This window comes from Paenibacillus sp. FSL R5-0636 (assembly GCF_037974255.1).
Lineage (GTDB): Bacteria > Bacillota > Bacilli > Paenibacillales > Paenibacillaceae > Paenibacillus_AQ > Paenibacillus_AQ odorifer.
The window spans coordinates 1,901,465-1,927,818 of record NZ_CP150232.1; the positions used below are offsets into that span (position 1 = coordinate 1,901,465).

Consider the following 26,354-nt stretch of genomic DNA (forward strand, 5'->3'; position numbering starts at 1 on the left):
TTGGGGGTGCTTTTATGAAAGAGAAAACGCTTCGTCCTGTCAGTGGATTTTGGGTTCTCGCCTTAATTGCAGTTTGTTTAGCTGGGGGAATTTATGGTGCAGTTCAAGAGTATGTCGCAGTGCCAGTCATTCTGTTCGTTGTAGCTGGGGTATTATGTACAAGTGTTACGGTTGTGCAGCCCAATAAATCAGTCGTAGTTACCTTTTTCGGGCAATATGTAGGGACTATCGTGACAAGTGGCTTGTTTGCAGTCATTCCGTTCAGTTTGCGCAAGACGGTTTCCCTCCGCGTGCGTAACTTTAACAGTGTCAAGCTGAAGGTTAATGATGTGGAAGGTAATCCGATTGAAATTGCTGCAGTTATCGTATTTAAGGTAATTAACTCTGCAAAAGCGCTTTTTGATGTAGATAAATATATGGCGTTTGTGGAAATCCAAAGTGAAACAGCGCTGCGTCATGTAGCCAGTAAATACCCGTATGATAACTTCAATGAATCGGGCATGTCCCTGCGGGCTAATGCAGATGAGATTGCTAAAGAATTGGCAACCGAGCTGCAAGAACGTTTGTCGATATCTGGTGTAGAGGTCATTGAAGCGCGGCTTACACACTTGGCTTATTCCACAGAAATTGCCAGTACAATGTTGCAACGTCAGCAAGCATCTGCAATTCTGTCCGCTCGTCAAATCATTGTTGAAGGCGCCGTAGGCATGGTCGATATGGCGATTAAACAGCTTAAAGAAAGCGGCGTAGTTGAGCTTGATGAGGAACGCAAAGCGGCGATGATCAATAATCTGATGGTTGCGATCGTTTCGGAGCGCGGAGCGAGTCCGGTCATTAACGCCGGCTCGTTGTACTAAGGCGGTGCATCATGGCGGCCAAGAAAAGCTTTCCACTGCGGATCGATCCGGATCTGCATGAGGCGCTGGAACGATGGGCGGGAGAGGAATTTCGCAGCGTAAACGGACATATCGAATACTTGTTGCGTGAGTCTTTGAAACGTGCAGGCCGCTTACCTGAAAAAAAACGGCGAGAGGAATAACCACAAAAGGACTGTTTCGGCATCCATGTATTGGCTGCCAGAACAGTCCTTATGTGTGTCTTCTGCCTGAGTTTCTATCATTTTGGACCCTTTTCTGACTTGACTGTCAGAGAGGACAGATTTATAATTACTCCATAATTCACGTTAACAGCATTGACGAAGATATGAGTTGATTGTTCTGGACCGTTCAGAGAGAGGAAACTTAGGCTGAAATTTCCTCCGGCATCCTGCTTTCGATTTACCCCTTTGTAGCTGCCGTTTTGAACTCCCTGCAATGGGATAGTAAGAACTGCCGGTTCATGGTCGTTACTCCATGCTTACGAAGGATTCTATCTTCACTCCGCTTGAGGTTTCAAGGGAGGCTAGAGAGAATCGAATTTGGGTGGAACCACGGGTGTAATCGCTCGTCCCTTTGCGGGACGGGCGTTTTTTTGTGTGCGTGGATATTATTGTTCCGCAAAGGTTAAAGGGCCGTTAGGCTTAATTATATGAAGGAGGAATTAGCAATGTCAGTAAGTATTAAGCTTCCGGACGGTTCTGTCCGTGAATACGCAGAGGGTAGCAGTATTGATGATGTAGCAGCTTCTATTAGCAGTGGCCTGCGCAAAAATGCAGCAGCGGGGAAAATGAACGGTATCGTTGTAGATTTATCTACTCCCCTTGAAGAGGGCGCACTGGTAGAGATCGTAACTTTGGATTCACCTGAAGGTCTGGAGGTTATGCGTCACAGTACAGCTCACTTGATGGCTCAAGCGGTTAGACGTTTGTTCGGAACAAAAGAAGTTAAGCTTGGTGTAGGTCCGGTCATTGAAGATGGCTTCTACTACGATATGGATCTGGAACATCCTCTAAATCCTGAAGATTTGCTCAAAATCGAAAAGGAAATGGACCGCATAATTTCGGAGAACCTGCCGATCGTGCGCAAAGAAGTTAGCCGCAAGGAAGCACTTGAAATTTTCGGTGAGCTAGGTGATCCTTACAAGCTGGAATTGATCGAGGCATTGCCTGAAGATAGCGTGATTTCTATCTATGAACAAGGTGAATTCTTCGATCTATGCCGCGGACCGCATGTGCCGTCGACTGCCAAGATCAAAGTCTTTAAATTGATGAATGTAGCTGGTGCTTACTGGCGTGGCGACAGCAAGAATAAGATGCTTCAACGCGTATACGGCACAGCTTGGATTAAAAAAGCTCAGCTTGATGAGCATCTTCGCCTGCTTGAAGAAGCGAAGAAACGCGACCACCGGAAGCTTGGTAAAGAGCTTGAAATCTTTACATTTAATCAATTGGTAGGACAAGGCTTGCCAATCTGGTTGCCTAAGGGTGCCAAATTGCGCAGTATTCTGGAGCGTTATATCGTAGATCTGGAAGCAAGTCTTGGCTATCAGCATGTATACACACCAGTTCTGGGTAATGTTGAACTGTACAAAACTTCAGGACACTGGGAGCACTATCAAGAGGATATGTTCCCTAAGATGACTATCGACAATGAAGAATTTGTTCTTCGTCCAATGAACTGCCCGCATCACATGATGATTTATAAGAGCTCGATGCACAGCTACCGTGATCTGCCGATCCGTATTGCTGAGCTTGGTATCCAGCACCGTTATGAAATGTCAGGCGCATTGACTGGCTTACACCGTGTACGTTCGATGACTCTTAATGACTCCCATATTTTCTGCCGTCTGGACCAAATTAAAGGCGAGTTCATTCGTGTAATCGAATTGATTAAACAGGTATACAGTGACTTTGGTATTAATGACTACCGTTTCCGGTTGTCCTATCGTGATCCTAAGGATACAGAGAAATATTATGCGAATGACGAAATGTGGGAAACTGCACAGCGGATGTTGCGTGAGGTAGTAGAGGAAGCAGGACTGCCGTTCTACGAAGCAGAAGGCGAAGCTGCATTCTATGGTCCTAAACTTGATGTGCAAATTAAAACTGTATTAGGTAAAGAAGAGACTCTGTCTACTGTACAAATCGACTTCTTGCTGCCTGAACGTTTTGAACTGGAATATATCGGTGATGATGGTCAAAAACACCGTCCAGTCGTTCTGCACCGCGGAATCTTGGGTACTATGGAACGTTTCGTTGCCTTCCTGTTAGAGAACTTTGCGGGCTCGCTGCCGCTTTGGTTATCTCCACAGCAGGTTAAAGTAATTCCTGTATCGACAGCGTTCGACGATTATGCCAAGGAAGTTACAGACAAGCTGCGTCGCCGTGGTATCTCTGCTGAGGCAGATCTCCGCAATGAGAAGCTGGGTTATAAGATCCGCGAAGCTCAGCTTGAGAAACTGCCATACATGTTCGTAGTTGGCGAGAATGAGATGAACGCTCAGACGGTCTCCATCCGTAAACGCGGGGAAGGCGACATTGGAGCTAAGCCGCTTCAAGAAGTGATTGAGCTCTTGTCTCAGGAAATTGCTGATCGTGTGATTTCCTAATTTCTTGTAATTAACAACACCAAAATTACGTCTAAATAAGACCTCTGTTATATGCCCATGAGGATCAACTTCTGATCTTCATGTATAAAATTTTGTGAATCGGGAAACCTTCGCTAATAAGGGGGAGGTTTATCACATGAACAAAATGGGCATATTTCAGAGGTTTTGGTGTCTTTTTGTCACCATCGTTTTGCTATTGACCGCTGCTGGAATCATTCCAGAATCTAAGCAACAGGCAGTAGGGGCCATTGGGACAGGAGACACTTTACAGCACACGGGTATTAACAAAACGCTATCGAACGAGTTGCAATATACCAAAGCTAATTCTGTGTTTATGAGAACCACAGATGATAAGGTCGTTCTTGCGACTGGCCGCGCCACACTAATGTCAAACGAGGCGCATTCCGTCGCACCTGTATTACCTGCAACAACAAAAAATAAACCAGCAGCGACAAAGGCACCGCAGAGCACCAAAGCTCCAACCACTAAAACAAATGGTGGCAGCGGATCCTCAAAACAGTTACCAAATTCTATTCCTGTAGCCGCTCCTGCGGAAGACCAGATTATTACTTCAATGAAAGTAATGGCGACTGGCTATACTGCGGGTTATGAATCTACAGGTAAAACATCTAAGCATCCCGAATATGGAATCACCTATTCAGGTGTAAAAGTGCGCAGAGATAAGAATACAGTCTCAACCATTGCTGCTGACCCTAAGGTTTTGCCGTTGGGTAGTATTCTTTATATACCGGGCTATGGATACGCCATAGTTGCTGATACGGGCTCGGCTATTAAAGGGCGGAAGATTGATCTGTATTTTGCTACTACGAAACAGGTGTATAAGGAATGGGGCAAAAAATCGGTTGTAGTTCAACTCATTAAGCGTGGTAACGGGACTTGCACGGAAGTCATGCTGAAGAAGCTGAGCCAAGCGATTGAGACTTACAAAGCAGTGCCGCAATCCCTGCTCGAAGAATCCATTTAATGGGATTGAACTTATTTTCACTTGGTCATGCATAATAGTGACATCACCTTGCCATAATACGGACTGGGGCAAAGCAATTGCCTCTTCCGAGATGTTCTCTTAGTAAGCATATTCTATGCTGCATAAGAGAAAAGGAGGTGAATTCCGTGGCCAATAACAAGAAATCTAAAGTACAAGAAAATTACAAAACACCAAATGAAAAATACAATGCTGAGTTTGCTGTTGAGAATGACGGCGCTACTAAGCAAAGTGGAAATACTTCTAAACCAGCTCAGAAACCGCAACAATAATGCGCTAACTGAAGCAGAAGACTGCTGAAAAAAAGAGACTGTCCAAATCAGTTAATTACTGAGGGACAGTCTTTTTTCATATATAATGAAGTAAATAGAATTTTATCCCATTCATCTCAGTCTAGAGACTGAGGGGAAGTTCCTTCTCTCGCCGCTGTTTCTCAGCACTTCATTCCTGTAGACTAAGGCTATAAGATTGAAGAAGAGAGCGTTCCACTACTTTAAAGGGGAAATGAGTCATGAAAAGAAGGTTCACCAGCCAGGTTTTAGGCGGCCTGATCCTGATAGGGATAGGAGCTATGTTTCTACTGAGACAATTGGGTTACACTGATTTCAGCTTAGGTTACCTGATTTCGAATTATTGGCCGGTTATCTTGATCCTAATGGGAATGAAACGGCTTTTAGGTACAGGGGAGGAGCAATCAAAAGGTTCTTCACCTATCGGCGGCTTTTTCTTTCTGGCGATCGGAGTGTTTTTCCTTGGACGGAATTTAGATTGGTTTGATATTTCGGCCGGGGATTTTTTCAAAATGTTCATTCCAGTCATGTTGATTGGCGGCGGACTTTATGTGATTTTTAAACCACGCGGTTCAGTACCACCTGTGCCACCAGCTCCACCGTCACCACCAGATCACTTTCCTTCAGGAAAAAGCTCACTAGATGTGGAGCCGCCCAAACCGCTGGATTCCACACTTGATGAACAATTTGAGCAAAAATTCGGCAAGGCTTCTGGTCAACGCGACTGGAAGGACTATCTTCAAAAAGATGAAGAAGACGATGAGGACGAAACAGGATCTTATAAGTCCGGCGCTGAAGCACGTTGGCAAGAGAAGCAGGAACGACACGAGCGCAGACGTCAGGAACGTCATGAGCGTCATGCTCGTAGACATGGTGAATGGCATGAGGAATTCCATGAATCAAATAATCAAAAGGAATCGACCAATCGCTCTGCTTTTATCGGAGATGTCCACATGGGGCGCGAGCATTTCCAACTGAAGAACACGAATATCTCGCAGTTTATCGGCGATACCGTACTGGATCTGACGAATGCACAAATTGCTTATGGCGAAACGAGGATTAATATTTCCGCTTTTATAGGCGACATTAAAGTGTACATTCCGAATGATATGGATCTTGGCATCTCGGTGAACAGCAGTTCTTTTATCGGGGATATGGAAGTTCTGGATCAGTCTCGCAGTGGGTTTATGAGCAGTGTACAGTGCAAGACTCCTTATTATAAAGAAGCAGGCAAAAAAGTCCGTATAAATGTAAGTGCATTTATAGGTGACATTAAAGTTAAAACGGTGGGTTAGATGGGGACAATCTTCAGTAATACCAAATGGTTGCTGTTGTTTTACTTTTTGCTCACTGGAGCGGTAAGCGCTGGATTGATGTATGCAGGCACTTGCCTTGGTTATATCGAAGTGAAGGATTATCGGATGTGGCTGTACTTATGTCTCGGGATTGTGTTGTTCACTGTAGTTATCGGCTACATGGCAGGCCAGCGGATTCAGCGCCGGATTGATCATCTGGATCTGAATATGCTGCAGGTAGCCAAAGGAAATCTGTCCGTACGGATGCCAGAAAGTGACGATCAGTCTTTTGCCCGAGTGTATCACGAGTTTAATGTCATGATGGATACGGTTGAGAATAAGATGCAGCTTCTACAGCGATTGGGTGAACAAGAGGTTATTGAGAAGGAACAGGCAGCGGAGAGTGCGGTGTTGGAGGAAAGAAGGCGTATGGCCCGGGATCTGCATGATACGGTGAGCCAACAGCTTTTTGCCATCCATATGTCCGCTTCTTCGCTGCCTAAAGTTCTGAAGGTCAATGAAGCTCAAGGTCAAATGGTCATGGACCAGTTGATTACAATGTCTCAGATGGCACAAAAACAAATGAGAGCATTAATTGCACAACTGCGTCCAGTGGAGCTGGAAGGTCGAAATCTGTTCGAGGCGCTGGAAAAATGGTTTCCCGATTATTGTCGCCAGAATGGCTTAAAAGGAATGAAGGAGCTCGAACTTCAGGGCGAGTTATCGGAAGCGATCGAACATCAGCTGTTCCTAATTATTCAAGAGGCGATGGCGAATATTGTGAAGCATGCTGAAGCTAGACTGGTCAGCCTATCACTGCGTGAAGGATCAAGACAAGTTGTGCTGAGTATTAGTGATGACGGTCAAGGTTTTGAACATGTGCAGCAAAAACAAGGCTCCTACGGTCTCACCACCATGCGCGAACGCGCGGAGAAACTGGGTGGGCAAGTGGAGATTATTAGCCGCAAGGGTGCGGGAACGACGATCCGTGTACATATTCCTAAGTTTGTTCAAGGGAACCCAGAATTAGAGCAGAATAGATCGTTAGGAACAGATACACAGGACGAGGAGGAGTAGAGCATGAGTGTCATAAAAGTGTTGCTCGTAGATGATCATGATATGGTACGGATGGGCCTCAAAACTTATCTAATGCTGGAGCCTACATTCGAGGTCATCGGTGAGGCGGCGAATGGACAAGAGGCGCTGGAGATGCTGCGTGCTGGTGGACATGAAGGTCTGCCTGACCTCGTGCTGATGGATTTGATGATGCCTGTGATGAATGGTGCCGAGACCACAAGAGCAGTGCTGGCTGAATTTCCTGGCCTCAAAATCGTGATCCTCACCAGCTTTCTGGAGGATGATCTTGTTGTAGATGCTATAGAGGCTGGTGCTGTCAGCTACGTGCTCAAAACAGTGTCGGCAGAAGAGTTAATCTACGCACTGCAAGGGGCTTACCGCGGCATGCCCGTCATGACGGGTGATGTGTCACAGGCGCTGACCCGTGGTATACGCCAGCGCACCGTGCAAGGTGATTCCTCCGGTTTAACAGAGCGTGAGAAGGAAGTCCTGCTGCTTATAGCTGAGGGCAAGACCAATAAGGATATCGGTGAGGAGCTGCATATCAGCATCAAGACAGTAAAGACGCATGTCAGCAATCTGTTGATGAAATGCGAGCTTGATGACCGTACCCAGTTGGCTATTTACGCTCATCGGAAGGGCTGGGCTCAGGGGTAGGACTTGTAGACTAAGGTGCATTACTATTTGAAATGGTTTTAGAAGCTCGGGCCGCGACCTTTTTCGCGCCCGAGCTTCTTTTTTCTGCTTCCCTGTATAATCTCCTCCCATTTGCCTATATCTTTTATCTGCGCTTAAATTGTTTTTAATGTGACCTTAAGGTTTAAAGTACAAAATAAGAACATGAAAACAAATTAATCCTTGTCACGGCGACAGGAAGCAGGAGGAAAGATAAACATGGACGATAACAAAAACAACTTCAATCGCGACAATGGACCAGCACCAGATCGGGAATGGGACAATAATAACAATAGCAGCAATAATAATACTTCATCTGAAACAGGATCATCATCCTACTACTATTCTTACGGACCTTTTAAATCTTTGAACAAAGATGAGAATAACGCTGACGGAGGCGCGCAGCACTACAATCGGATGGAGCCAGAACGGGTCGAGGTTACACCTCCACAGCCTGTAAAGCCATTACCATATAACACATCACTTCGTACCACTGGTTATGATGGCAATGGTGGTGGCCGCGGAGGAAATGGCGGTGGCGGTTCTGAAGGTGGCGGCGGCTGGCAATATAATAAAAAACCAAAAAGCTCGTTAAAAACAGTGCTGGTATCATTCCTAGCCGGTATGGTCGTTCTCTCGGGCTCAATGTATATGGCAGACAGAGGTAACTGGTTTACGGGAGATACAGCTACAACTGTTGCTAGCTCCGGAACGAATGGAACGGCGAAGACAACGGGCGAGAGTGCAGGTGTTGCGCCTTCTACTTCTACTACATCCTTGGTGACTGGATCTCGTGATGTGACAGGTGTTGTTGATGCGGTGGGACCAGCAGTCGTTAAGATTGAGACACTAGTGAAATCTAATTCGCGTAATGGAAGCTCATCCAGCCCGAATCTGAGTGATCCCTTCTCACAATTTTTCTTCGGGGATCAATACAGTGGAAATGGTTCTTCACAAAATGAACAGGATTCCAAATCAGGATCGGATTCTTCATCACAGCTTATCCCTTATGGAATTGGAACAGGCTTCATTTATGAGAAATCCGGCTATATTTTGACCAACCAGCACGTAATTGACAATGCTGATGTAATCCAAGTCACCGTGGATGGCGTAACCAAGCCTTATGAAGCGAAGCTGCTAGGTTCTAGCAAAGATCTGGATTTGGCTGTGCTTAAAATTGAAGGAGATAGTGATTTCCCTACCGTAGCACTTGGAGATTCGGATAGCATAAAGGTAGGTTCAGAAGTGGTTGCTATCGGTAACCCACAAGGCTTCGACCATACTGTAACTTCCGGTGTTCTTAGTGCAAAAGGACGCAGTATTGATATTAACGAAGAAGATGGCAGTGGAACTCGTAATTACAAAAATCTGCTGCAAACCGATGCTTCTATCAACCCGGGTAACTCAGGTGGGCCGTTGCTCAACATGAATGGACAGGTAATCGGGATGAACGTAGCCGTCAGCACGGATTCTCAAGGTATTGGTTTCGCAATCGCTGTGAATACGATTAAAGAAGTCGTAGATAAACTGGAAGCCAACCAAGCCATTCCGAAAGAGCCGGTACCTTTCATTGGTGCAACTCTTATGACGATTACAGATGAGGTTGCTAAGCAAATGGGTACGGATATTAAAGAAGGTTCTGTGGTTGCAGATATTATCTATAAATCCCCAGCGTATACCGCTGACCTGCGCCCTTACGATATCATTACCGGTGCGAATGGAACGAAGTATGCAACCAACCAAGATCTGATTACCTTCATTCAAACGTTAAAAGTTGGAGACAAAGTAACATTAAATGTTGTGCGCGATGGTAAAACCATGGATCTTTCAGTTACCATCGGTAACAAAAATGATTTTGATACAACGACTACACAACAAAGTCAGCAGCAATAATACCGGACGGTAAGTCACACGGAAGGGGCGACCCTTCCGTTTTTGTCTAATTCTGATGTAAACTGCTACAATATATAAAAAGAACTGAACAATGGGGGCTGCTTGATGCGACCGAATATTCTAATTATTGATGATGACGAAAAGATTATTTCTATGCTGCGTAGAGGTTTAGCTTTTGAAGGTTACGATGTGAAAACAGCGGTGAATGGAGCGGATGGATTACGGGCAATCTTGAGCAGTGATCCGGATGTGGTAATTTTGGATGTAATGATGCCTCAGGTGGATGGCTTTGAAGTATGTCGCCGCTTGCGGGAAGGGGGCAGTAATGTTCCTGTTCTCATGCTTACCGCGAAGGATGAAATTGAGCACCGTGTGAAAGGGCTTGATCTGGGCGCGGACGATTATCTGGTTAAACCTTTTGCCTTGGAAGAACTGCTTGCACGTGTACGTGCGCTGCTTCGGCGTAAGAGTGAGCAAAGTGAAGGTGGGGAGCAAGCGGTCTCTTATGAAGATATTACGCTGGATGTGGATTCACGTGAGGTTACCCGTGCCGGTAAAAGACTGGAGCTAACAGCGAAGGAGTTTGAGCTGCTTCATCTTTTTATGCAAAATCCGAAACGTGTGCTTTCACGGGATCTGATCATGGATAAAATATGGGGTTATGATTATAGCGGTGAATCTAATGTGCTTGAGGTATACATAGCCATGCTACGTCAAAAGACGGAGGAGCATGGCGGTAAACGCCTCATTCAAACGATCCGGGGTGCCGGTTACATTCTAAGAGGTGACAACTAACATGTCTATAAGATTGCGGCTGACTGCTTGGTATTCAGGGATTTTGGCCGTTATGCTGCTGGCCTTATCAGCCGCAATTTACGGTTTTGTTTATTTTAATACTTATGGGGACTTGAAGAATCGCCTCCAGGTGCAAGCTGAGCAGACCATTCCATTTTTCAGTATCAATTTATACAGCGGTGAACTAATGATGGATGGGGTCAGAACTCCTGAGAATTCTAATACGTATACACAGATCTATGTTTATGATACTAAGGTTATGCAGCGAACGACAAACATGAGAAATGGTAATCTTGCATTTGATTATCCCGAGCGGGATAAAATTGTACAGGGATTTCGTAATGTTGTAATTGAAGGCAATCAATTTCTGATTTATGAACGGCCAATTCTATTGGAAAATTATAAAAATAATCCTGCTGCTGTGTTACAAGTGGCTACCTATGTAGGTGAACAAAATAAGCTCTTGGAGCGTTTAAAAACTATCCTGCTCGTAGGTTCTTTTGCTACCCTGATCGCGGCATTTACCTTCGGCTTGTTCCTTGCGCGCAAATCCATGAGTCCAATCGGCAAAGTAATTGAAGCTGCGAATGGGATTCAGACGGGGAATGATTTAAGCTCGCGTATTGAATATGATGGGCCGCCAGACGAGATAGGAAGGCTTATTGAGACCGTTAACAGTATGCTTGGGCGTATGGAAGGATTCTACACAGAGCTGGAGGATTCGTATGCGGCTCAGCGCCGTTTCGTTTCAGATGCTTCACACGAGCTTCGGACACCGCTCACTACGATTCGCGGAAATATTGATCTGCTGCAAAAGGTTTGGGAGATGGAACCCGGAGAAGGGAAGATGAGTGAAGCTGAGATTCGCCAGCTATCGCTTGAATCGGTGCAGGATATCGCAGACGAGTCTAAGCGTATGAGCCGCTTGGTAGCGGATATGCTCTCGCTCGCGCGTGCGGATACTGGACGTACTTTTGATATAGAGCCCGTGGCACTGGAACCGATGATGAATGAGATTGCGCGCCGCGCCTCTTTCCTGCCGCGTCAAGCCGAGTGGGTTACAGGTGATATGTCAGTCTTAAACGGCAAATATATAGTTGGGAATAAAGATTATCTACAGCAAATGCTCTTTATTTTTATTGATAATGCCTTTAAGTACACGCCTTCTGGCATCGTGAGTTTGGATACCCTTTTCTATCAGAATCAGGTTGGTATTCGGATCACTGATACAGGTATTGGTATGGATAAAGATGAGGTTCCATATATCTTCGATCGTTTCTATCGTGCGGATGAATCGCGTGGAATTACGGAAGGGATTGGGCTTGGTCTATCCATTGCTAAGTGGATTATTGACGAGCATGGTGGGTCTGTGGAGGTTGTTACACGCCAAGGTGAGGGTACTACTTTTGTCATCTGGTTGCCGCTTCTCTTTGCTCCGCCGCTGGAATAGGGTATAATTTAGAAGTGTCCTATTACAGAGGTCAATGAAAGCAGAAAGCTGGTGAACTCATGGAAGTCATTAAAATCTCTCCCCGGGGATATTGTTACGGAGTTGTCGATGCAATGGTTATGGCACGGCAGGCTGCGCAAAATCTCGATCTTCCCCGGCCGATTTATATACTGGGTATGATTGTTCATAACAGTCATGTCACGAATTCGTTCGAAGATGATGGCATTATTACTTTGGACGGACATAATCGTCTGGATATTCTGGATAAAGTGGATAGTGGGACTGTTATATTCACTGCACACGGGGTTTCTCCTGAGGTGCGCAAGATGGCAAGGGATAAGGGTCTGACTACGGTCGACGCAACCTGTCCTGATGTCACGAAGACCCACGATCTTATTCAGGAAAAAGTAGATGATGGTTATGAGGTCATTTATATCGGCAAAAAAGGCCATCCGGAACCAGAGGGTGCTGTGGGTATTGCCCCTGAGCATGTGCATCTGATTGAAAAAGAAGATGAGATTGCTACGTTATCCATCCCTTCTTCACGTATCGTCATTACGAATCAGACTACTATGAGCCAGTGGGATATTAAACATATCATGAAAAAGCTTCTGGAGACCTTCCCAGGTGCTGAAGTGCATAATGAGATATGTATGGCTACCCAGGTACGTCAAGAGGCTGTAGCGGAACAAGCAGGGCAATGTGATCTGGTGATTGTTGTCGGTGATCCGCGAAGCAACAACTCTAATCGTCTGGCACAGGTGTCGGAAGAAATCGCTGGGGTTCCTGCCCATCGTATTTCTGATGTGTCTGAACTCCAAACAGAATGGCTAGAGGGTGTAAATATCGTCGGGGTCACTTCTGGCGCGTCCACACCTACACCTATCACCAAAGAAGTGATTAACTACTTAGATCAGTATGATTCGGCTAATCCGGAGACGTGGGAGATCAAACGTACAGTGAATATGGCGAAGCTGCTGCCACCGGTTAAGAATAAGAGTGCAAGTACTACTTAATGTAATGGGCTAGGCTCGAACTTATATATTATGAACGCTGCAACAAGAGCGCTTAACTTCGTCAGTCGAGGTTAAGTGCTCTTTTTTATCGAAAGAACGCTTCCAGCATAGGAATCTAGAATATAGATTGACTATAATCGCTTTTTGAGGTAGAATTACTTTAGTGATTAAAAGCATAAAAGCTTAAAAGCGAACACGCGTCATAGCGCGATAGTATCTGGCGGAATTATTATAAATTTTAAGTGTAGAGAGGGAGTTATAAATATGATCGTCATTACATCAAATCAAACACCGGAAGAGCAGGTTAAAGATATAATTGCCGTAATCGAAAAAGAAGGTTTGCAGGTGCATCTCTCCAGAGGAGCAGATCACACGGTGATAGGTTTAGTGGGAGGCGTCACTCCTAAGCTCGCCGAGCATTTGCGGCAAATGAAGGGTGTAGAGAACGTCGTGAAGATCTCCAAATCCTACAAGCTGGCCAGCCGGGATTTCCATCCTGAGGATACGATTATTGATATCAAGGGTGTGAAGATTGGTGGAGAAAACCTGGTGATCATGGGCGGACCTTGCGCCGTTGAGTCTCCAGAGCAGATTGATGAGATCGCCCGGCTTGTTAAAGCGTCTGGTGCTCAGGTACTTCGTGGAGGCGCGTTTAAGCCCCGCACAGGACCGTACAGCTTCCAAGGCGTAGGTGTGGAAGGTTTGACTATGATGGCTGAAGCAGGAAAGCGTCATGGCCTGTTGACGATTACAGAGGTTATGACACCGGAGTATGTTGATATCTGTGCGGAGCATGCGGATATTCTGCAGGTGGGTACACGGAATATGCAGAACTTTGATTTGCTGCGCAAGCTGGGTACCTGTGGCAGACCTGTTCTTCTAAAACGTGGCTTCAGTGCGACCTATGATGAGTTGCTCAATGCAGCGGAGTACATTTTGGCAGGCGGTAATAAGGATGTAATGCTCTGTGAGCGCGGTATACGCACATTTGAGACCTACACTCGTAACACACTGGATCTATCGGCTATTCCAGTTCTACAAAGCTTAAGCCATCTTCCAGTAATCTCTGACCCAAGTCACGGAACCGGTCGTCGTGAGTTAGTTGAGCCTATGGCCAAAGCTTCTGTTGCTGCTGGTGCAAACGGGCTAATTATCGAAATGCACACAGATCCGGACAATTCCATGACAGGTGATGGTGTTCAATCGTTATTCCCTGATCAGTTTGATAACTTGCTTAAAGATCTGGAAAAGCTGGCTCCAATTGTTGGACGTAAGTTTTCTACTTCGCCAGAAACGGTTTCGGCGCTATAAAATTCAATCTAAGAGCTTCCTCGGAAGCCCTCTTAACCCGCGACCTAGTGGGAAAAGAGGGTTTTTTTGGAGTTGAATAAAATAAATGTGACATCAAAATATGCGAAAATAACAGATTTCACGAAAGCGTTAGAATATCTTACATTGCTGAAAGAAATACCTGACATAAGCATTGACGATGTTAGGTATGAGATTTATAATTACGACAGCAAAAAAAATTAAAACAAGAACATTTGCATACTGTGAGCGGCCTAATGTTCGGAACTTGGGGGAGGAAAAATTCATGTCGGTTGAAAAAGTGTTGCAAACAATTAAAGAGAACAATATCGAGTGGGTAGATTTTCGATTCGTAGATTTAGGTGGTCGTGCCCACCACATCTCTCTGCCAGCTTCTGAAGTGGAAGATGAAACTTTTGTAAATGGGGTAGCATTCGACGGTTCTTCCATCAAAGGTTTCCGTGGTATTGAAGAATCAGACATGGTTATGATGCCTGATCCGAATAGTGTGTTCATAGATCCGTTTACAGCTCATCCAACGCTGAACGTGATGTGCGACATTTTCACTCCTGATGGCGAACGTTATGAGCGCGATCCTCGCGGTATTGCTGTGAAAGCAGAAGAATTCCTGCAAAAAAGCGGAGTAGGTACATCTGCATTCTTCGCACCTGAATCAGAATTCTTTATCTTTGACGATGTTCGTTACGAAAGTGGCATGAACAGATCCTCATTCTTCGTAGATTCTGAAGAAGCGGCTTGGAATACGGGTCGTAAAGAAGAGGGCGGCAACTTGGCATTTAAAGTTGGCGTTAAAGGTGGATATGTTCCTGTAGCACCAGTTGACTCCCAACAGGATATCCGTAGTGAGATGTGCCGTCTGCTTGCTGAAGTTGGACTACGCATTGAACGTCATCACCATGAAGTAGCCACTGCAGGTCAAGCGGAAATTAACTTCCGTTTTGATACCTTGAAGAAAACTGCTGATAATCTCATGACTTATAAATATATTGTACAAAACACTGCACGTCAGTATGGCAAGGTAGCAACCTTCATGCCAAAACCGCTGTTTGGTGATAACGGTAGCGGAATGCACGTGCATCAATCGATCTTTGACGGAGATACTCCTTTGTTCTATGAAAAAGGCGCTTATGCTAACCTGAGCGAAATGGCTCTTCATTATATCGGTGGTATTTTGTACCATGCACCAGCATTGATCGCTTTGACTAACCCAAGCACCAACTCCTTTAAGCGTCTGGTTCCTGGCTACGAAGCACCGGTTAACTTGGTTTACTCCAAAGGAAATCGTTCTGCAGCAGTTCGTATCCCAGTAGCAGCTGTGACACCAAAAGGCTGTCGTATCGAATTCCGTACACCGGATTCCACGGCTAACCCTTACTTGGCATTCTCCGCAATGCTGATGGCAGGTCTGGACGGAATCAAGAACAAGATCAACCCGCAAGAACTGGGTTATGGTCCTCTTGATAAGAACATCTATGAATTGTCTGATGCAGATAAAGAAAAAATCCGCAGCGTTCCAGGCAGCCTGAGCGAAGCGCTTGATTCTTTGGAAGCTGATTACGAGTTCCTTACAGAAGGCGACGTATTTACTAAGGACTTCATTGATAACTATATTGCTCTGAAACGTTCTGAAGCACAAGAGGTAGCGATTCGTGTTCATCCACATGAATATGCCCTGTACTTCGATCTATAAGATTCCTGCTATATATAATCTTTATAATAAAAGAAGCTGTCTCAAAAGTAGTGATTCTACTTGGAGGCAGCTTCTTTTTTTGAATTGGGAAAAGTAATGGATTTTACTGTATCTTATGAATGTGTGCCACACGTAGTGTTCTAAGCCATGAGTAGTGTGTTCTATGCTATGAGTAGAGATCTAAGCCATGAGTAGTGTTCTATGTTATTGGGGTGGGCGGTAGGTGACTGCTATGTGTGATTTCCGTTCGGCTTGCAGTATATGATTTGTGGTATCTGTGACGCTGGACTATGTACGGTGAGCGATATGCGTTCTGTGTTTATGTGATGTACAAAGTGGATTTAAACTAATTAGGGAAAAACTCCCTAAAAATAGCCGATATTTGCTCTAAATGAACGAAATCAGGGAATTCCTCCCTAATAATCAGGGTGATTTCTTTATTAGTTACTGAATAGGCCGAAATTCAGGGAAGTTTTCCCTAATTATAAGTCCGATGAACAGAAATCTCTGATTTTTAGGGAGAAATTCCCCAATTATTCTATAAGTGCTTCACTTATTGCATCATCCGGAGCAACACTAGGTGCGCCCATAGAATCCATTTGGACATTAAGTAGTGTTAAGAACATAAAAGAGGCTGTCACCAAGCCATAAAATGGCTGCTTGGGACAGCCCCTTTTTGCTATTCGTGTATTCTCCGAGAAAGGCTACACTAGCCCCCGTTCAGGAGCGCCGCAGGACTCTCTAATGATAAGCTCTGGTTCTACGCTGAAAGAACTCGTACCTGATTGGTTGTTTATTAGATCATACAGCATTAGTGCTGCTAGGCGACCGATCTTATCTTTATTTTGGCGGATGGTAGTCAATAGGGGTGTTGTATAATTGCAGGCCTCAATATCATCACAGCCAATAATTGCAACAGTTTCAGGAACAGCGATAGAAGCCTCTTTAAGGGCACGCATCGCTCCTATAGCAAGCTGATCGGACGCTGCGAAGATCGCTCTAGGTAAATTTCCATTCTCAATCATTCTACGCATCGTCTCATACCCACTAGCCTCAAAGAAGTTACTTCCGTTTAAGAACCAACTCTCGTTAATAGGCAGCCCCAAATCTTCAAGAGCTTTGCGATAACCACTTTCGCGCATATTGGAGATGTCTGAATCTGAGGAGCTGCCAATGTAGCCAAGCTCACGATAGCCCAGTAAATAAAAGTGTTCTACCACTTTGGAGGACATTTTGAAATTATCCGACATGATAAAGCCAGAGTTGTCACCCGTTAGTTTTAAATCTACGCCGATACATGGAATAGCACTGTTGTCTAATTCGCTGATAGAGGTTTCTAGCTCCTGTCCGGATAGAAGCACACACCCATCTACATTAAAATGCTGACAACGGGCAAGATAATCGTTAGTATCGCCACTTTGGAATTTTTCATTGGAAAAAAAGATAAGGTCGTAACCTAGTAGTCCCATTTGTTTTTTAAATGAATTTAGCACCTCGATGAAAAAAGGGTGGGTAAAGTCGACATTCAGCATTCCGGCAAAAATCACTCCGATTAGATTGGACGATTTCGTAGCCAATGTTTTAGCTGAATTGGAGGGGGTATATCCAGTTTCTTTTATAATTTGTTGAACCCTTGTCTTGGTATCTTCCGAAATATCACTGTAGTTATTAATGATTTTGGATACTGTCGAAACAGAAACTCCAGCAATTTTCGCTATATCTTTGATGCTGTAGGCCAAATTAAGTCCCCCTTATAGTGAAAAATGTTCCGTAATATATGTTTAAAATCTACTCAAGGCTATTTTTTTATGACTTGAATTTATGATTTACGAAATAGTTTCGTTACTTATTTTATAGTTCAATAAGATTATAGTCAATGGAATGTTTACTCTTAAACTAGGATTATGCTTGATATTAAAGGTTTTTTTGAATGATTGGTTCAAAAAACGTTCAAAAACGAACAATGAAAAAAGACTTTACAAAGACAAATAACGATGTAATAATGAAAACACCGAAACCGCTTTCTGTGATATCATCCTTACTGTTTCGTGATTTTCAGAAATTAGCATGTGGTTTCGTTAAAGGGTCATAACAAATTATCTGGGGGGTAACAAAATGGTAAAGAAGCTTTCTGCGGTATTGTTGAGCTCAGCGCTAGTGCTCTCATTAGCAGCATGTGGAAGCGGCAATAACAACGCGAATGGTGAGGCTACTCCGGGCAGCGGAACAAACAAGCCTGCATCTGGTGATAAGAAAGTGATTAAGATCTTACACTGGAAACAAGAGAATATTAACAAGGTCATTACAGAAATTAATAAAAAGTTTGAAGAAAAATATCCGGAATACAAAGTGGAGTACACAACCACTGGTCCGGATGATGAATTCAAACAAGCACAAAGAGCAAGAATTACAGCTGGTGACGTAGATGTACTTGCCGATCTATCCGGTATGAGATTGTCTCCGAAAGATTGGACACCAGGTGCGAAAGTGCCAGACTGGCAACAATGGATTGATTCCGGGCTGATTGCTGATCTGAGCGGCGAAGCTTTCGTTAAAAACTACAATGCGAATGATATTGCTAAAGCCGGCACTTATAAAGATAAAGTGTATGCAATCCCAACCGGTAAAGTAGCAATGTCAGGATTCTTCTATAATAAAGAAATTTTTGAACAAAACGGTCTGGCTGTACCTACAACTTGGACGGAGTTCATTAGTGTTCTAGATACATTGAAAGCTAAGAGTATTGTTCCAATCGTAGTGGCTGGTAAAGACGTATGGCCATTGAAATTGCCAGTGTTCGGTTTGCAAGCTAAGATTCTGGGTGGCGGCAACCAACAACAATGGATTGAGGGCGTTTGGAAGGGAACTTCGGCATTTAACGATGCTGAGGCTGTAGAAGTATTGGAGAAAATGAAGACGCTTCAAGATAACTACATCATCGACGGTTTCTTGGGTATCGACTATGCAACAGCACCTTCGTTTTTCGCAACAGGAAAAGCAGCTATGATTGCTGACGGAACTTGGGATGCTCCTACGATCGCGGCAGCAAATCCAGATGTGAAATTTGGTTACTTCCCGATCCCAGCTACAGAAGATGCTGCTAAGAATAATTCTCTTGTCGGTAAATACGATGTAACTTGGTATGCAGCAGAAAAAGGCCCGAACAAAGAAGGCGCTTTGAAATGGCTGGAATTCTTCTCTGAACCAGAAAACTACACAGAATATGTTAAAGCAGCAGGATTCTTGCCTACACAAGACAATATTGCCACTGAAAGTGACTTTATTGACAAAGAACTTGCTCCATACATGACTGGAGATTTCGAGCTTGCTTATGAAATTATGATGATTAACCGTGATAACGTTGGTGAGCACATTGCAGCTGAAGGCGTTCACACTGAGTATTTGGCACCAGGCGGCGAGTTTAAAACCGCTAAAGAGCTTGCAGACGTACAACAAAAAGAATGGGAAGCAGCAGCACCTAAATAAGTAGCTATCCCGATAAATAAAAAAGAATCTACAACATACTGTACACCAAACATGTTTTACAGCTTCGGGGTCTGTTTTGTGCAGGCCCCGATCATTTTATTGAATTAGGATTGGGTAGGTGAGAGAAATGTATCCGTTCGGGAAAGGTTTTAAACGATATATACCGCTTCTGCTGCTAATGATTCCATTATCATTGTATGTAATTTTCTATTTTGGCCCATCTATGATGACGGTCATCTATTCATTTACAGATATCACTAACGTTCCTGGAAGCAAGATGAGTTTCGTAGGCCTTGACAATTATTATGATGTATTTTACTCAGGAAATTCAGGCGAGCGTTGGGATTCCATTATACGTACTATTTATTTCATGGTCATTGTAACCATTGTACAGAACGGTGTCGGTCTGCTTATGGCCGTAGTTATCAATCAGAAGCTGAAAGGCGATTATTTCTATCGCGCGGTATTCTTTTTACCGGTTGTGCTTGGTGTGGCGGTAGTTGCACTGGTATGGGGCATGATGTTCGATCCGCTGAGTGGTCCGGTTAACCAACTGTATGATTCTTTGTTCGGTTATAAAGATATGTTCTTTGGAAGCTTCACTCATGCGTTCGGTTATATTATATTTACGCAAATTTGGATGTATATGGGATATTCGATGTTGATTTTCCTTGCGGGACTACAATCCGTACCGAAAGATTTGTATGAGGCTGGATATATAGACGGAACTACGAAGTGGCAATCTTTTAAAAATATCACATTCCCACTTATCGCTCCATCCTTTACGATTAACATTATTTTGTCTATTATCGGTGCGATGTCCACCTTTGATATTATTCTCGCAACTACGGACGGTCGCTTTAACACAAGAACGATGGCATATGACGTTTATAAAGAGACGTTCCGTGGTTCTCTACAGATGGGACTTCCTTCCGCGCTTTCCGTGGTTCAGTTCCTTATGATTCTGGTGTTTGTAGTATTTGCAGTGAAACAAATGCGTAAGAGAGAGGTGGAATATTAATGAAGGATTCCAAAACCGCCAAAACTCTCTCTTATATTCTGATTGCAGTGTTGCTTGTTTTGTATATCATGCCGTTGTTATTTGTAATCAATATTTCATTCAAGTCCTTTACAGAATATCTGTTAGATCCTATCGGTCTCGTAAAAAGTATTCAATGGGATAATTATAAAGAAGCTTGGCTACAGGGTAATTTCTCTAATTATTTCTTAAACAGTCTGCTGTATACAGCCGTAGCAACAGTGCTGACCCTAATTGTTTCGTTATTCGGGGCCTTCCCGGTGGCGAGAAATTATGTGAAGTGGAGCGGATTTATTTATTTGTTCTTCTTGATGTCTCAGTTCCTGCCGAATCCAATGGTCGCACAGTTCAAGCTGATGCTTACCATGAAACAGGAGCTAGGATTTGTAGGTTATGACACGAAGCTGGGTTACATTCTTCTTAAAACAGGCGGAACGGGTATCGTGTTCATGATGTTTGTAGGTTACATCAAAGGAATTAGCCGGGAGATGGATGAAGCAGCAGGTATGGATGGCGCTGGATATATGCGTTATTTGTTCCAGATCATCATGCCACTTATGAAACCAGTAATTGCTACAGGTGTTATTCTAACAGCAATTAGTATCTGGAATGACTTCGTGGGGCCGGTCATGTATTTACCGAGTCCAGAAAACTATCCAATCACCTTCGGGCTTAAAGAATTCCGCGGTCAATACGGGAACAACTGGCCTATGTTGGCGTGCGGGATCATGATCGTATCTGCACCGCTTATCATCCTATACACCTTCATTCAAAAGTATATCGTTGACGGTGCATTGGCAGGTGCGGTTAAAGCTTAAGTAGTTGTGTAAATGAGAGGATGGAGAGAATGGATCGTAATAAAATTCATGGCTTCGAATTCACCGGTAATGATGGGGAATTCAGGCTTCAGCAACCGGATCGCAGCAGTTTTCTATATTTCCCTCTAGTGAATGAAGGGGGAATGATGTCGACAGTAACTCCAAAACTTCATGGACAGGTTACCACAGGTCATAATACATTTTTAACACCGCCATTATCTGTTGAAGATTTGCATAATTCGCGGGCTTCCCGCAACTTCTGGGTATACGTAGACGGCAAGGGAGCTTGGTCGGCAGTGGGGAACTCCGCTAAGCAAAATGCCGATTTCTATACATCTTCTACTGATGAAGCAGTACTAGAGGCTGGTTTCCTGTGGCAACGCGTAACGCGTTGTAACGCAGAGATGGGTGTTAAAGCTGAAATCACCAGCTTTGTGCCAAGTGGTAATGATAAAGTCGAATTAATGAAGGTTACGTTGACGAATACAGCAGCAGAGGCTATTACGCTGACACCGACAGCGGTAGTTCCGATCTACGCGCGTTCGGCGGATGATCTGCGCGATCATAGACATGTAACCTCTTTGCTTAACCGGATCTATACTTCACCCTATGGTGTTGAGGTTCAGCCTGCGCTCTCCTTTGATGAGCGGGGACACCGCATTAATCACACTTCTTATGGAGTATTTGGTGCAGAGGGTGACGGCAGTCAACCTGCGGGGTTCTTTCCGGTGCAGGAGGAGTTCATTGGAGAAGGTGGAAGCCTGGATTGGCCGGAAGCTGTTATCCTGAACAACACGCCGGAGATTGGCAAGGGCGGAGGCGTACAAAGAGAGGGATATGAGGCTATCGGGGGTCTTCGTTACGAGACGCTTACTCTGTCTCCTGGTGACAGCCATTCTTATATAGTAGTTATGGCGATCCATAACGAGAGAATTGACGTGGATGCTTTGATGAACAAATATGGTACATCTGAAGCTTTTGATCATTTGCTTGAGGAAACTAAAGCCTTCTGGGCAGATAAAGTGAATATGGTAGAATTTCATACCGGTGATTCAGATGCTGACCAATGGATGAAATGGGTTACGATTCAACCCGTGCTTAGAAGACTTTATGGTAACTCCTTCTTGCCTTATCATGATTATGGAAGAGGCGGACGTGGCTGGCGGGATCTTTGGCAGGATTGTCTAGCACTTCTTATTATGGAACCGGCTGAAGTACGCAGCTTACTGCTGAACAACTACGCTGGGGTAAGAATAGATGGTAGTAATGCCACTATTATCGGTCAACAGCCTGGTGAATTTATTGCCGACCGTAACAACATCCCGCGCGTGTGGATGGATCATGGAGCTTGGCCGTTCTTAACGACTATGTTATATCTGGATCAGAGTGGTGATCTTGATTTCTTATTGCAGGAACAGACGTATTTCCGCGATACCTTTATGAGTCGCTGTAAGGAACGCGATAATTCATGGGATACCTCGCTGGGAAGTGATCTCAGAACTACTTCTGGTGAGGTTTATAAAGGTACGATTCTGGAGCATATCCTGCTGCAAAATCTGGTTCCGTTCTTTAATGTTGGAGAGCACAATAATATCCTGCTGGAGGGCGCAGACTGGAATGATGGTCTTGATATGGGCGCAGACCGGGGTGAGAGTGTAGCTTTCACAGCATTCTACGCAAGTAACTTATTGGATATTTCTCGTGTGCTACGTACGCTAAAGACTTCTAAAGGGCAAGAGACAGTTGAATTGGCAGAAGAAATGAAACTATTGCTAGATTCGCTTGGTGAGCAAGTGGATTATGAATCTGTATCAGGCAAGCATGAAAGACTTAATCAATATTATGCTGCCGCTCCGAACAAAGTCAGCGGTATTCGTGTAGGACTCGACATAGAGACAGTAGCGGACGATCTGGAACAAAAAGCAGAGTGGATCTTTAATCACTTGCGCCGCAATGAGTGGGTGGAAAGTGAACACGGTGGAGGCTGGTTTAACGGTTATTATAATAATGATGGAGAACAAGTGGAAGGGGAATTCGCAGAAGGCGTTCGAATGACGCTTACGGGTCAAGTATTCCCGCTGATGGGCCATGCAGCTGCACCAGAGCAAATTCCGCATATCATTGCCGCCGTGGATCGTAATCTACTGGATGACAAAATTGGGTACAGACTTAATTCCCGTTTCGGCGGGATCCAGCAGAATCTGGGTCGTGCCTTTGGCTTTGCCTTTGGACATAAAGAGAACGGTGCTATGTTCAGTCACATGACCATCATGTATGGCAATGCGTTGTATAAACGCGGATATGTGAAAGAAGGACATAAAGTACTAGAATCTCTGTATAGCTTAAGTACTGACTTTGCAAAAGCCCGCATATACCCAGGAATTCCTGAGTATATTAACGAGCAAGGCAGAGGGATGTATACGTATTTAACAGGATCAGCGAGCTGGCTGCTGTTAACTATGGTTACTGAAGTATTTGGTGTAAAAGGTAAGCTAGGTGATCTTTTGTTGGAACCGAAGCTTGTTAAAGAGCAGTTTGATTCCGAGGGAAAGGCCTCTATTAAGACAATCTTCGCGGATCGCGAGTTTGAAGTGGTCTATAAAGCCACAGGAAGCTTAAACTACGGGGAGTACCAAATACACTCTGTTACCCTGAATGGCAGCGAGGTGACGCTGCAGCGCGGCTCAGGAAGTGCGATTATTCCGCGTGAAGAGTTGCTCTCTCTGCAGACAGAGAAATGCCACTTGATTGAAGTGACATTGGCGTAGCTTTATACGATATTTTAAGACGTCTGCACCGTTATTCATAGCGGCTGCAGACGTTTTTTTCAATAATGAATATTTATTCATTGTAACAATGAACGAAAGGGCGCGTTAGGTATGGGTTGCAGACTGTCAAATGGCATATTAACTGTCGATATCGCTGATATCGGAGAGTATAAGGGCACTCGTTTTGACTGGACAGGATTTATTACACAGGTGACATTAGAAGAGGGGAAACATACGTTTTGTGTGCCGGAAAGCTTGAAGCCAGGCGAAGGAACTGGAGGCAAGGGGCTTTGTAATGAGTTTGGCATTTCCCGGGCAATTGGATATGATGAAGCGCCAATCGGAGGCTGGTTTCCAAAAATCGGAGTCGGATTGTTACAAAAAGGAAATTCCCCATTATACAGTTTCAATGAGGAGTTCCCCTTAACCTCTTTTAGTAAGGATGTCGAAGCAGGGAATGATGCTGTCACATATACGATCCACCCAATGGAAAGCAACGGATATGCTGTGCAGCTAACTAAAACGATTTCTTTACAGGGGGATCAATTAATAATTGCATATGAATTGCACAACAAAGGGCAAAAGCCTTTCCGTACGGAGGAATATATTCACAACTTCATCGGAATCGATGGGTTGAATATTGGACAGGATTTCGAACTGCGTCTCCCGAGGGAACTCAAGGTAGTAGAACCAGAATCCTCCTATACGAAAGAATTGCTAGAGGTATCTGGGAATACTCTTACTTGGTCAAAGGAACCGGATAAACCCTTTTATTGCAAGTTGAGCGGTTGGGAGGGTCAGGAAACTGAGTTCACCTGGGAGTTGGTTCATAAGCCTAGTGGAACAGGCGTGCGAGAGAGTGGGGACTTTCCAATAGAACGTATGGCCCTGTGGGGAGAAGGTCATGTAGTCTCTCCTGAAGTATTTGTGAACATTAGTCTTTTACCGCGTCAAAGCAAGAGCTGGCGCCGATCTTACCGGTTTTTCACTGCGAAATGAGTACCGTTTTAACCTTTTATGTGAATAATTATACTTGCTGGTGCGGGAGAATATTGCTATCATAACCATATCCATATTGATAGGAGAGAAAGGGTGGGGAGCAGTTTTGAATAAGAGAGCATACAATTTTAATGCCGGACCGGCAGCATTGCCGCTTACGGTACTGGAACGCGCACAAGCGGAGTTTGTTGATTTCCGGGAAAGTGGAATGTCTATCATGGAGATGTCGCACCGTGGTGCAATTTACGAATCCGTGCATAATGAAGCGCAGGAACGTCTGCTTTCGCTCCTCGGCAATCCGAAGGGCTATAAGGTATTGTTCGTACAAGGCGGAGCAAGCACACAGTTTGCAATGATCCCTATGAACTTGATTTCCGAAGGCCAAGTAGGTAGCTATGTAATGACAGGTAGCTGGGCGGATAAAGCTTATAAAGAAGCCAAATTGGTAGGAGGCGCTCATGTTGCCGCTTCTTCCGAAGATAAGAAATTCTTGGCTATACCTGAATTAAGTTCGATCAAAGCTGCGGAGAATGCTGCTTACCTTCATGTTACTTCCAACGAGACCATTGAAGGAACGCAATATGCAGAATTTCCGGATGCAGGCTCGATTCCGTTAATCGCGGATATGTCTAGTGATATACTTTGCCGTCCAATCGATGTGAACCAATTCGGAATGATCTATGCCGGAGCACAAAAGAACCTTGGACCTTCAGGCGTGACTGTAGTTATCGCGAAAGAAGAATTGCTTGCAGAATCACCTTCTAACATTCCTACGATCATGCGTTACAGCACTCATTATAAGAATAACTCTCTTTACAATACACCTCCATCTTTCTCTGTATATATGGTGAACGAAGTATTAAAATGGATTGAGGAGCAAGGCGGCTTAGCTGGCATCCATTCTAAGAACCTTGAAAAATCGGGTCTGTTATATGATCACATCGATGGAAGTGACGGTTTCTACCGTGGCGTTGCAGAACAAGGCAGCCGCTCTATTATGAACGTTACTTTCCGGATGCAATCAGAAGAACTCGAAAAGCAGTTTGTCAAAGCTGCTGAACTGGAAGGTTTTGTCGGCTTAAAGGGTCACCGCAGTGTTGGGGGCTTGCGTGCTTCCATCTACAACGCAGTTCCTTACGAAAGTGTAAAAGCACTGTCCGATTTCATGAACCATTTCCGGCAAACTCAAGGTTAATGAATTCTATCTATAACCTTCCGCCTTCTTGGTGGAAGGTTTTCAGTTTG

General features: G+C 44.4%; 21 protein-coding genes. 20 read left to right on the top strand and 1 reads right to left on the bottom strand.

Features of this window, described 5'->3' with window-relative positions; translation table 11 throughout:
* The first annotated feature begins 14 nt into the window (after positions 1 to 14).
* From MKX34_RS08245 to glnA, 14 genes are all read left to right on the top strand, one after another.
* Positions 15 to 857 carry an SPFH domain-containing protein gene (locus MKX34_RS08245; RefSeq protein WP_036684473.1) on the top strand — a complete coding sequence of 281 codons (843 nt, stop codon included), beginning with the start codon at positions 15 to 17 and terminating at the stop codon, positions 855 to 857.
* A gap of 11 nt (positions 858 to 868) precedes the next feature.
* Positions 869 to 1,039 (top strand): toxin-antitoxin system HicB family antitoxin, encoded by a 171-nt coding sequence (locus MKX34_RS08250; protein ID WP_036684471.1) that lies wholly within the window; start codon positions 869 to 871, stop codon positions 1,037 to 1,039.
* Between the two features lie 506 nt (positions 1,040 to 1,545).
* A complete protein-coding gene (gene thrS, locus MKX34_RS08255; RefSeq protein ID WP_036684469.1) occupies positions 1,546 to 3,486 on the top strand; it encodes a threonine--tRNA ligase in 1,941 nt (646 codons plus the stop codon).
* A 136-nt stretch (positions 3,487 to 3,622) separates the two neighbouring features.
* Positions 3,623 to 4,471, top strand: a complete 849-nt coding sequence (locus MKX34_RS08260; protein ID WP_235219506.1) for a 3D domain-containing protein — start codon at positions 3,623 to 3,625, stop codon at positions 4,469 to 4,471.
* A 146-nt stretch (positions 4,472 to 4,617) separates the two neighbouring features.
* Positions 4,618 to 4,761 carry a hypothetical protein gene (locus MKX34_RS08265; protein WP_156113077.1) on the top strand — a complete coding sequence of 48 codons (144 nt, stop codon included), beginning with the start codon at positions 4,618 to 4,620 and terminating at the stop codon, positions 4,759 to 4,761.
* 239 nt (positions 4,762 to 5,000) lie between these two features.
* On the top strand, positions 5,001 to 6,074 hold the full coding sequence (liaF, locus tag MKX34_RS08270; RefSeq protein ID WP_036684468.1) for a cell wall-active antibiotics response protein LiaF: 1,074 nt from the start codon (positions 5,001 to 5,003) through the stop codon (positions 6,072 to 6,074).
* Complete coding sequence (locus MKX34_RS08275; protein WP_036684466.1) at positions 6,075 to 7,151, top strand: sensor histidine kinase; 1,077 nt, start codon at positions 6,075 to 6,077, stop codon at positions 7,149 to 7,151.
* Positions 7,152 to 7,154: 3 nt separating this feature from the next.
* A complete protein-coding gene (locus MKX34_RS08280) occupies positions 7,155 to 7,808 on the top strand; it encodes a response regulator transcription factor (RefSeq protein WP_036684464.1) in 654 nt (217 codons plus the stop codon).
* Between the two features lie 237 nt (positions 7,809 to 8,045).
* Positions 8,046 to 9,719, top strand: a complete 1,674-nt coding sequence (locus MKX34_RS08285) for a trypsin-like peptidase domain-containing protein (protein WP_038569555.1) — start codon at positions 8,046 to 8,048, stop codon at positions 9,717 to 9,719.
* A gap of 105 nt (positions 9,720 to 9,824) precedes the next feature.
* The gene (locus MKX34_RS08290) at positions 9,825 to 10,514 is read left to right on the top strand and encodes a response regulator transcription factor (protein ID WP_036684461.1); all 690 of its coding nucleotides are present in this window, start codon (positions 9,825 to 9,827) and stop codon (positions 10,512 to 10,514) included.
* A gap of 1 nt (position 10,515) precedes the next feature.
* Positions 10,516 to 11,964: a HAMP domain-containing sensor histidine kinase gene (locus MKX34_RS08295; RefSeq protein ID WP_036684459.1), complete on the top strand. Its 1,449-nt coding sequence runs from the start codon at positions 10,516 to 10,518 to the stop codon at positions 11,962 to 11,964.
* Between the two features lie 59 nt (positions 11,965 to 12,023).
* Entirely contained in the window at positions 12,024 to 12,980 is a 957-nt protein-coding gene (locus tag MKX34_RS08300; protein ID WP_036684457.1) for a 4-hydroxy-3-methylbut-2-enyl diphosphate reductase, read from the top strand.
* Positions 12,981 to 13,244: 264 nt separating this feature from the next.
* The gene (aroF, locus tag MKX34_RS08305; protein WP_036684456.1) at positions 13,245 to 14,291 is read left to right on the top strand and encodes a 3-deoxy-7-phosphoheptulonate synthase; all 1,047 of its coding nucleotides are present in this window, start codon (positions 13,245 to 13,247) and stop codon (positions 14,289 to 14,291) included.
* A 283-nt stretch (positions 14,292 to 14,574) separates the two neighbouring features.
* The gene (gene glnA, locus MKX34_RS08310) at positions 14,575 to 15,999 is read left to right on the top strand and encodes a type I glutamate--ammonia ligase (protein ID WP_036684454.1); all 1,425 of its coding nucleotides are present in this window, start codon (positions 14,575 to 14,577) and stop codon (positions 15,997 to 15,999) included.
* Positions 16,000 to 16,703: 704 nt separating this feature from the next.
* Here the strand turns inward: glnA and MKX34_RS08315 are convergent.
* Positions 16,704 to 17,738 (bottom strand): LacI family DNA-binding transcriptional regulator, encoded by a 1,035-nt coding sequence (locus MKX34_RS08315; RefSeq protein WP_036684452.1) that lies wholly within the window; start codon positions 17,736 to 17,738, stop codon positions 16,704 to 16,706.
* 376 nt (positions 17,739 to 18,114) lie between these two features.
* Between MKX34_RS08315 and MKX34_RS08320 the strand changes: the two genes are divergently transcribed.
* From MKX34_RS08320 to serC, 6 genes are all read left to right on the top strand, one after another.
* Positions 18,115 to 19,485: an extracellular solute-binding protein gene (locus tag MKX34_RS08320; protein WP_076297587.1), complete on the top strand. Its 1,371-nt coding sequence runs from the start codon at positions 18,115 to 18,117 to the stop codon at positions 19,483 to 19,485.
* A 127-nt stretch (positions 19,486 to 19,612) separates the two neighbouring features.
* On the top strand, positions 19,613 to 20,506 hold the full coding sequence (locus MKX34_RS08325; protein ID WP_076126435.1) for a sugar ABC transporter permease: 894 nt from the start codon (positions 19,613 to 19,615) through the stop codon (positions 20,504 to 20,506).
* Complete coding sequence (locus MKX34_RS08330; RefSeq protein WP_036684447.1) at positions 20,506 to 21,342, top strand: carbohydrate ABC transporter permease; 837 nt, start codon at positions 20,506 to 20,508, stop codon at positions 21,340 to 21,342. Before MKX34_RS08325 ends, MKX34_RS08330 begins: the two co-directional genes overlap by 1 nt.
* A gap of 29 nt (positions 21,343 to 21,371) precedes the next feature.
* Positions 21,372 to 24,110 (top strand): cellobiose phosphorylase, encoded by a 2,739-nt coding sequence (locus tag MKX34_RS08335; protein ID WP_076297586.1) that lies wholly within the window; start codon positions 21,372 to 21,374, stop codon positions 24,108 to 24,110.
* Between the two features lie 111 nt (positions 24,111 to 24,221).
* Entirely contained in the window at positions 24,222 to 25,109 is an 888-nt protein-coding gene (locus MKX34_RS08340; RefSeq protein ID WP_076101592.1) for a hypothetical protein, read from the top strand.
* A 106-nt stretch (positions 25,110 to 25,215) separates the two neighbouring features.
* On the top strand, positions 25,216 to 26,304 hold the full coding sequence (gene serC / locus MKX34_RS08345) for a 3-phosphoserine/phosphohydroxythreonine transaminase (RefSeq protein WP_036684441.1): 1,089 nt from the start codon (positions 25,216 to 25,218) through the stop codon (positions 26,302 to 26,304).
* Positions 26,305 to 26,354: the final 50 nt, after the last annotated feature.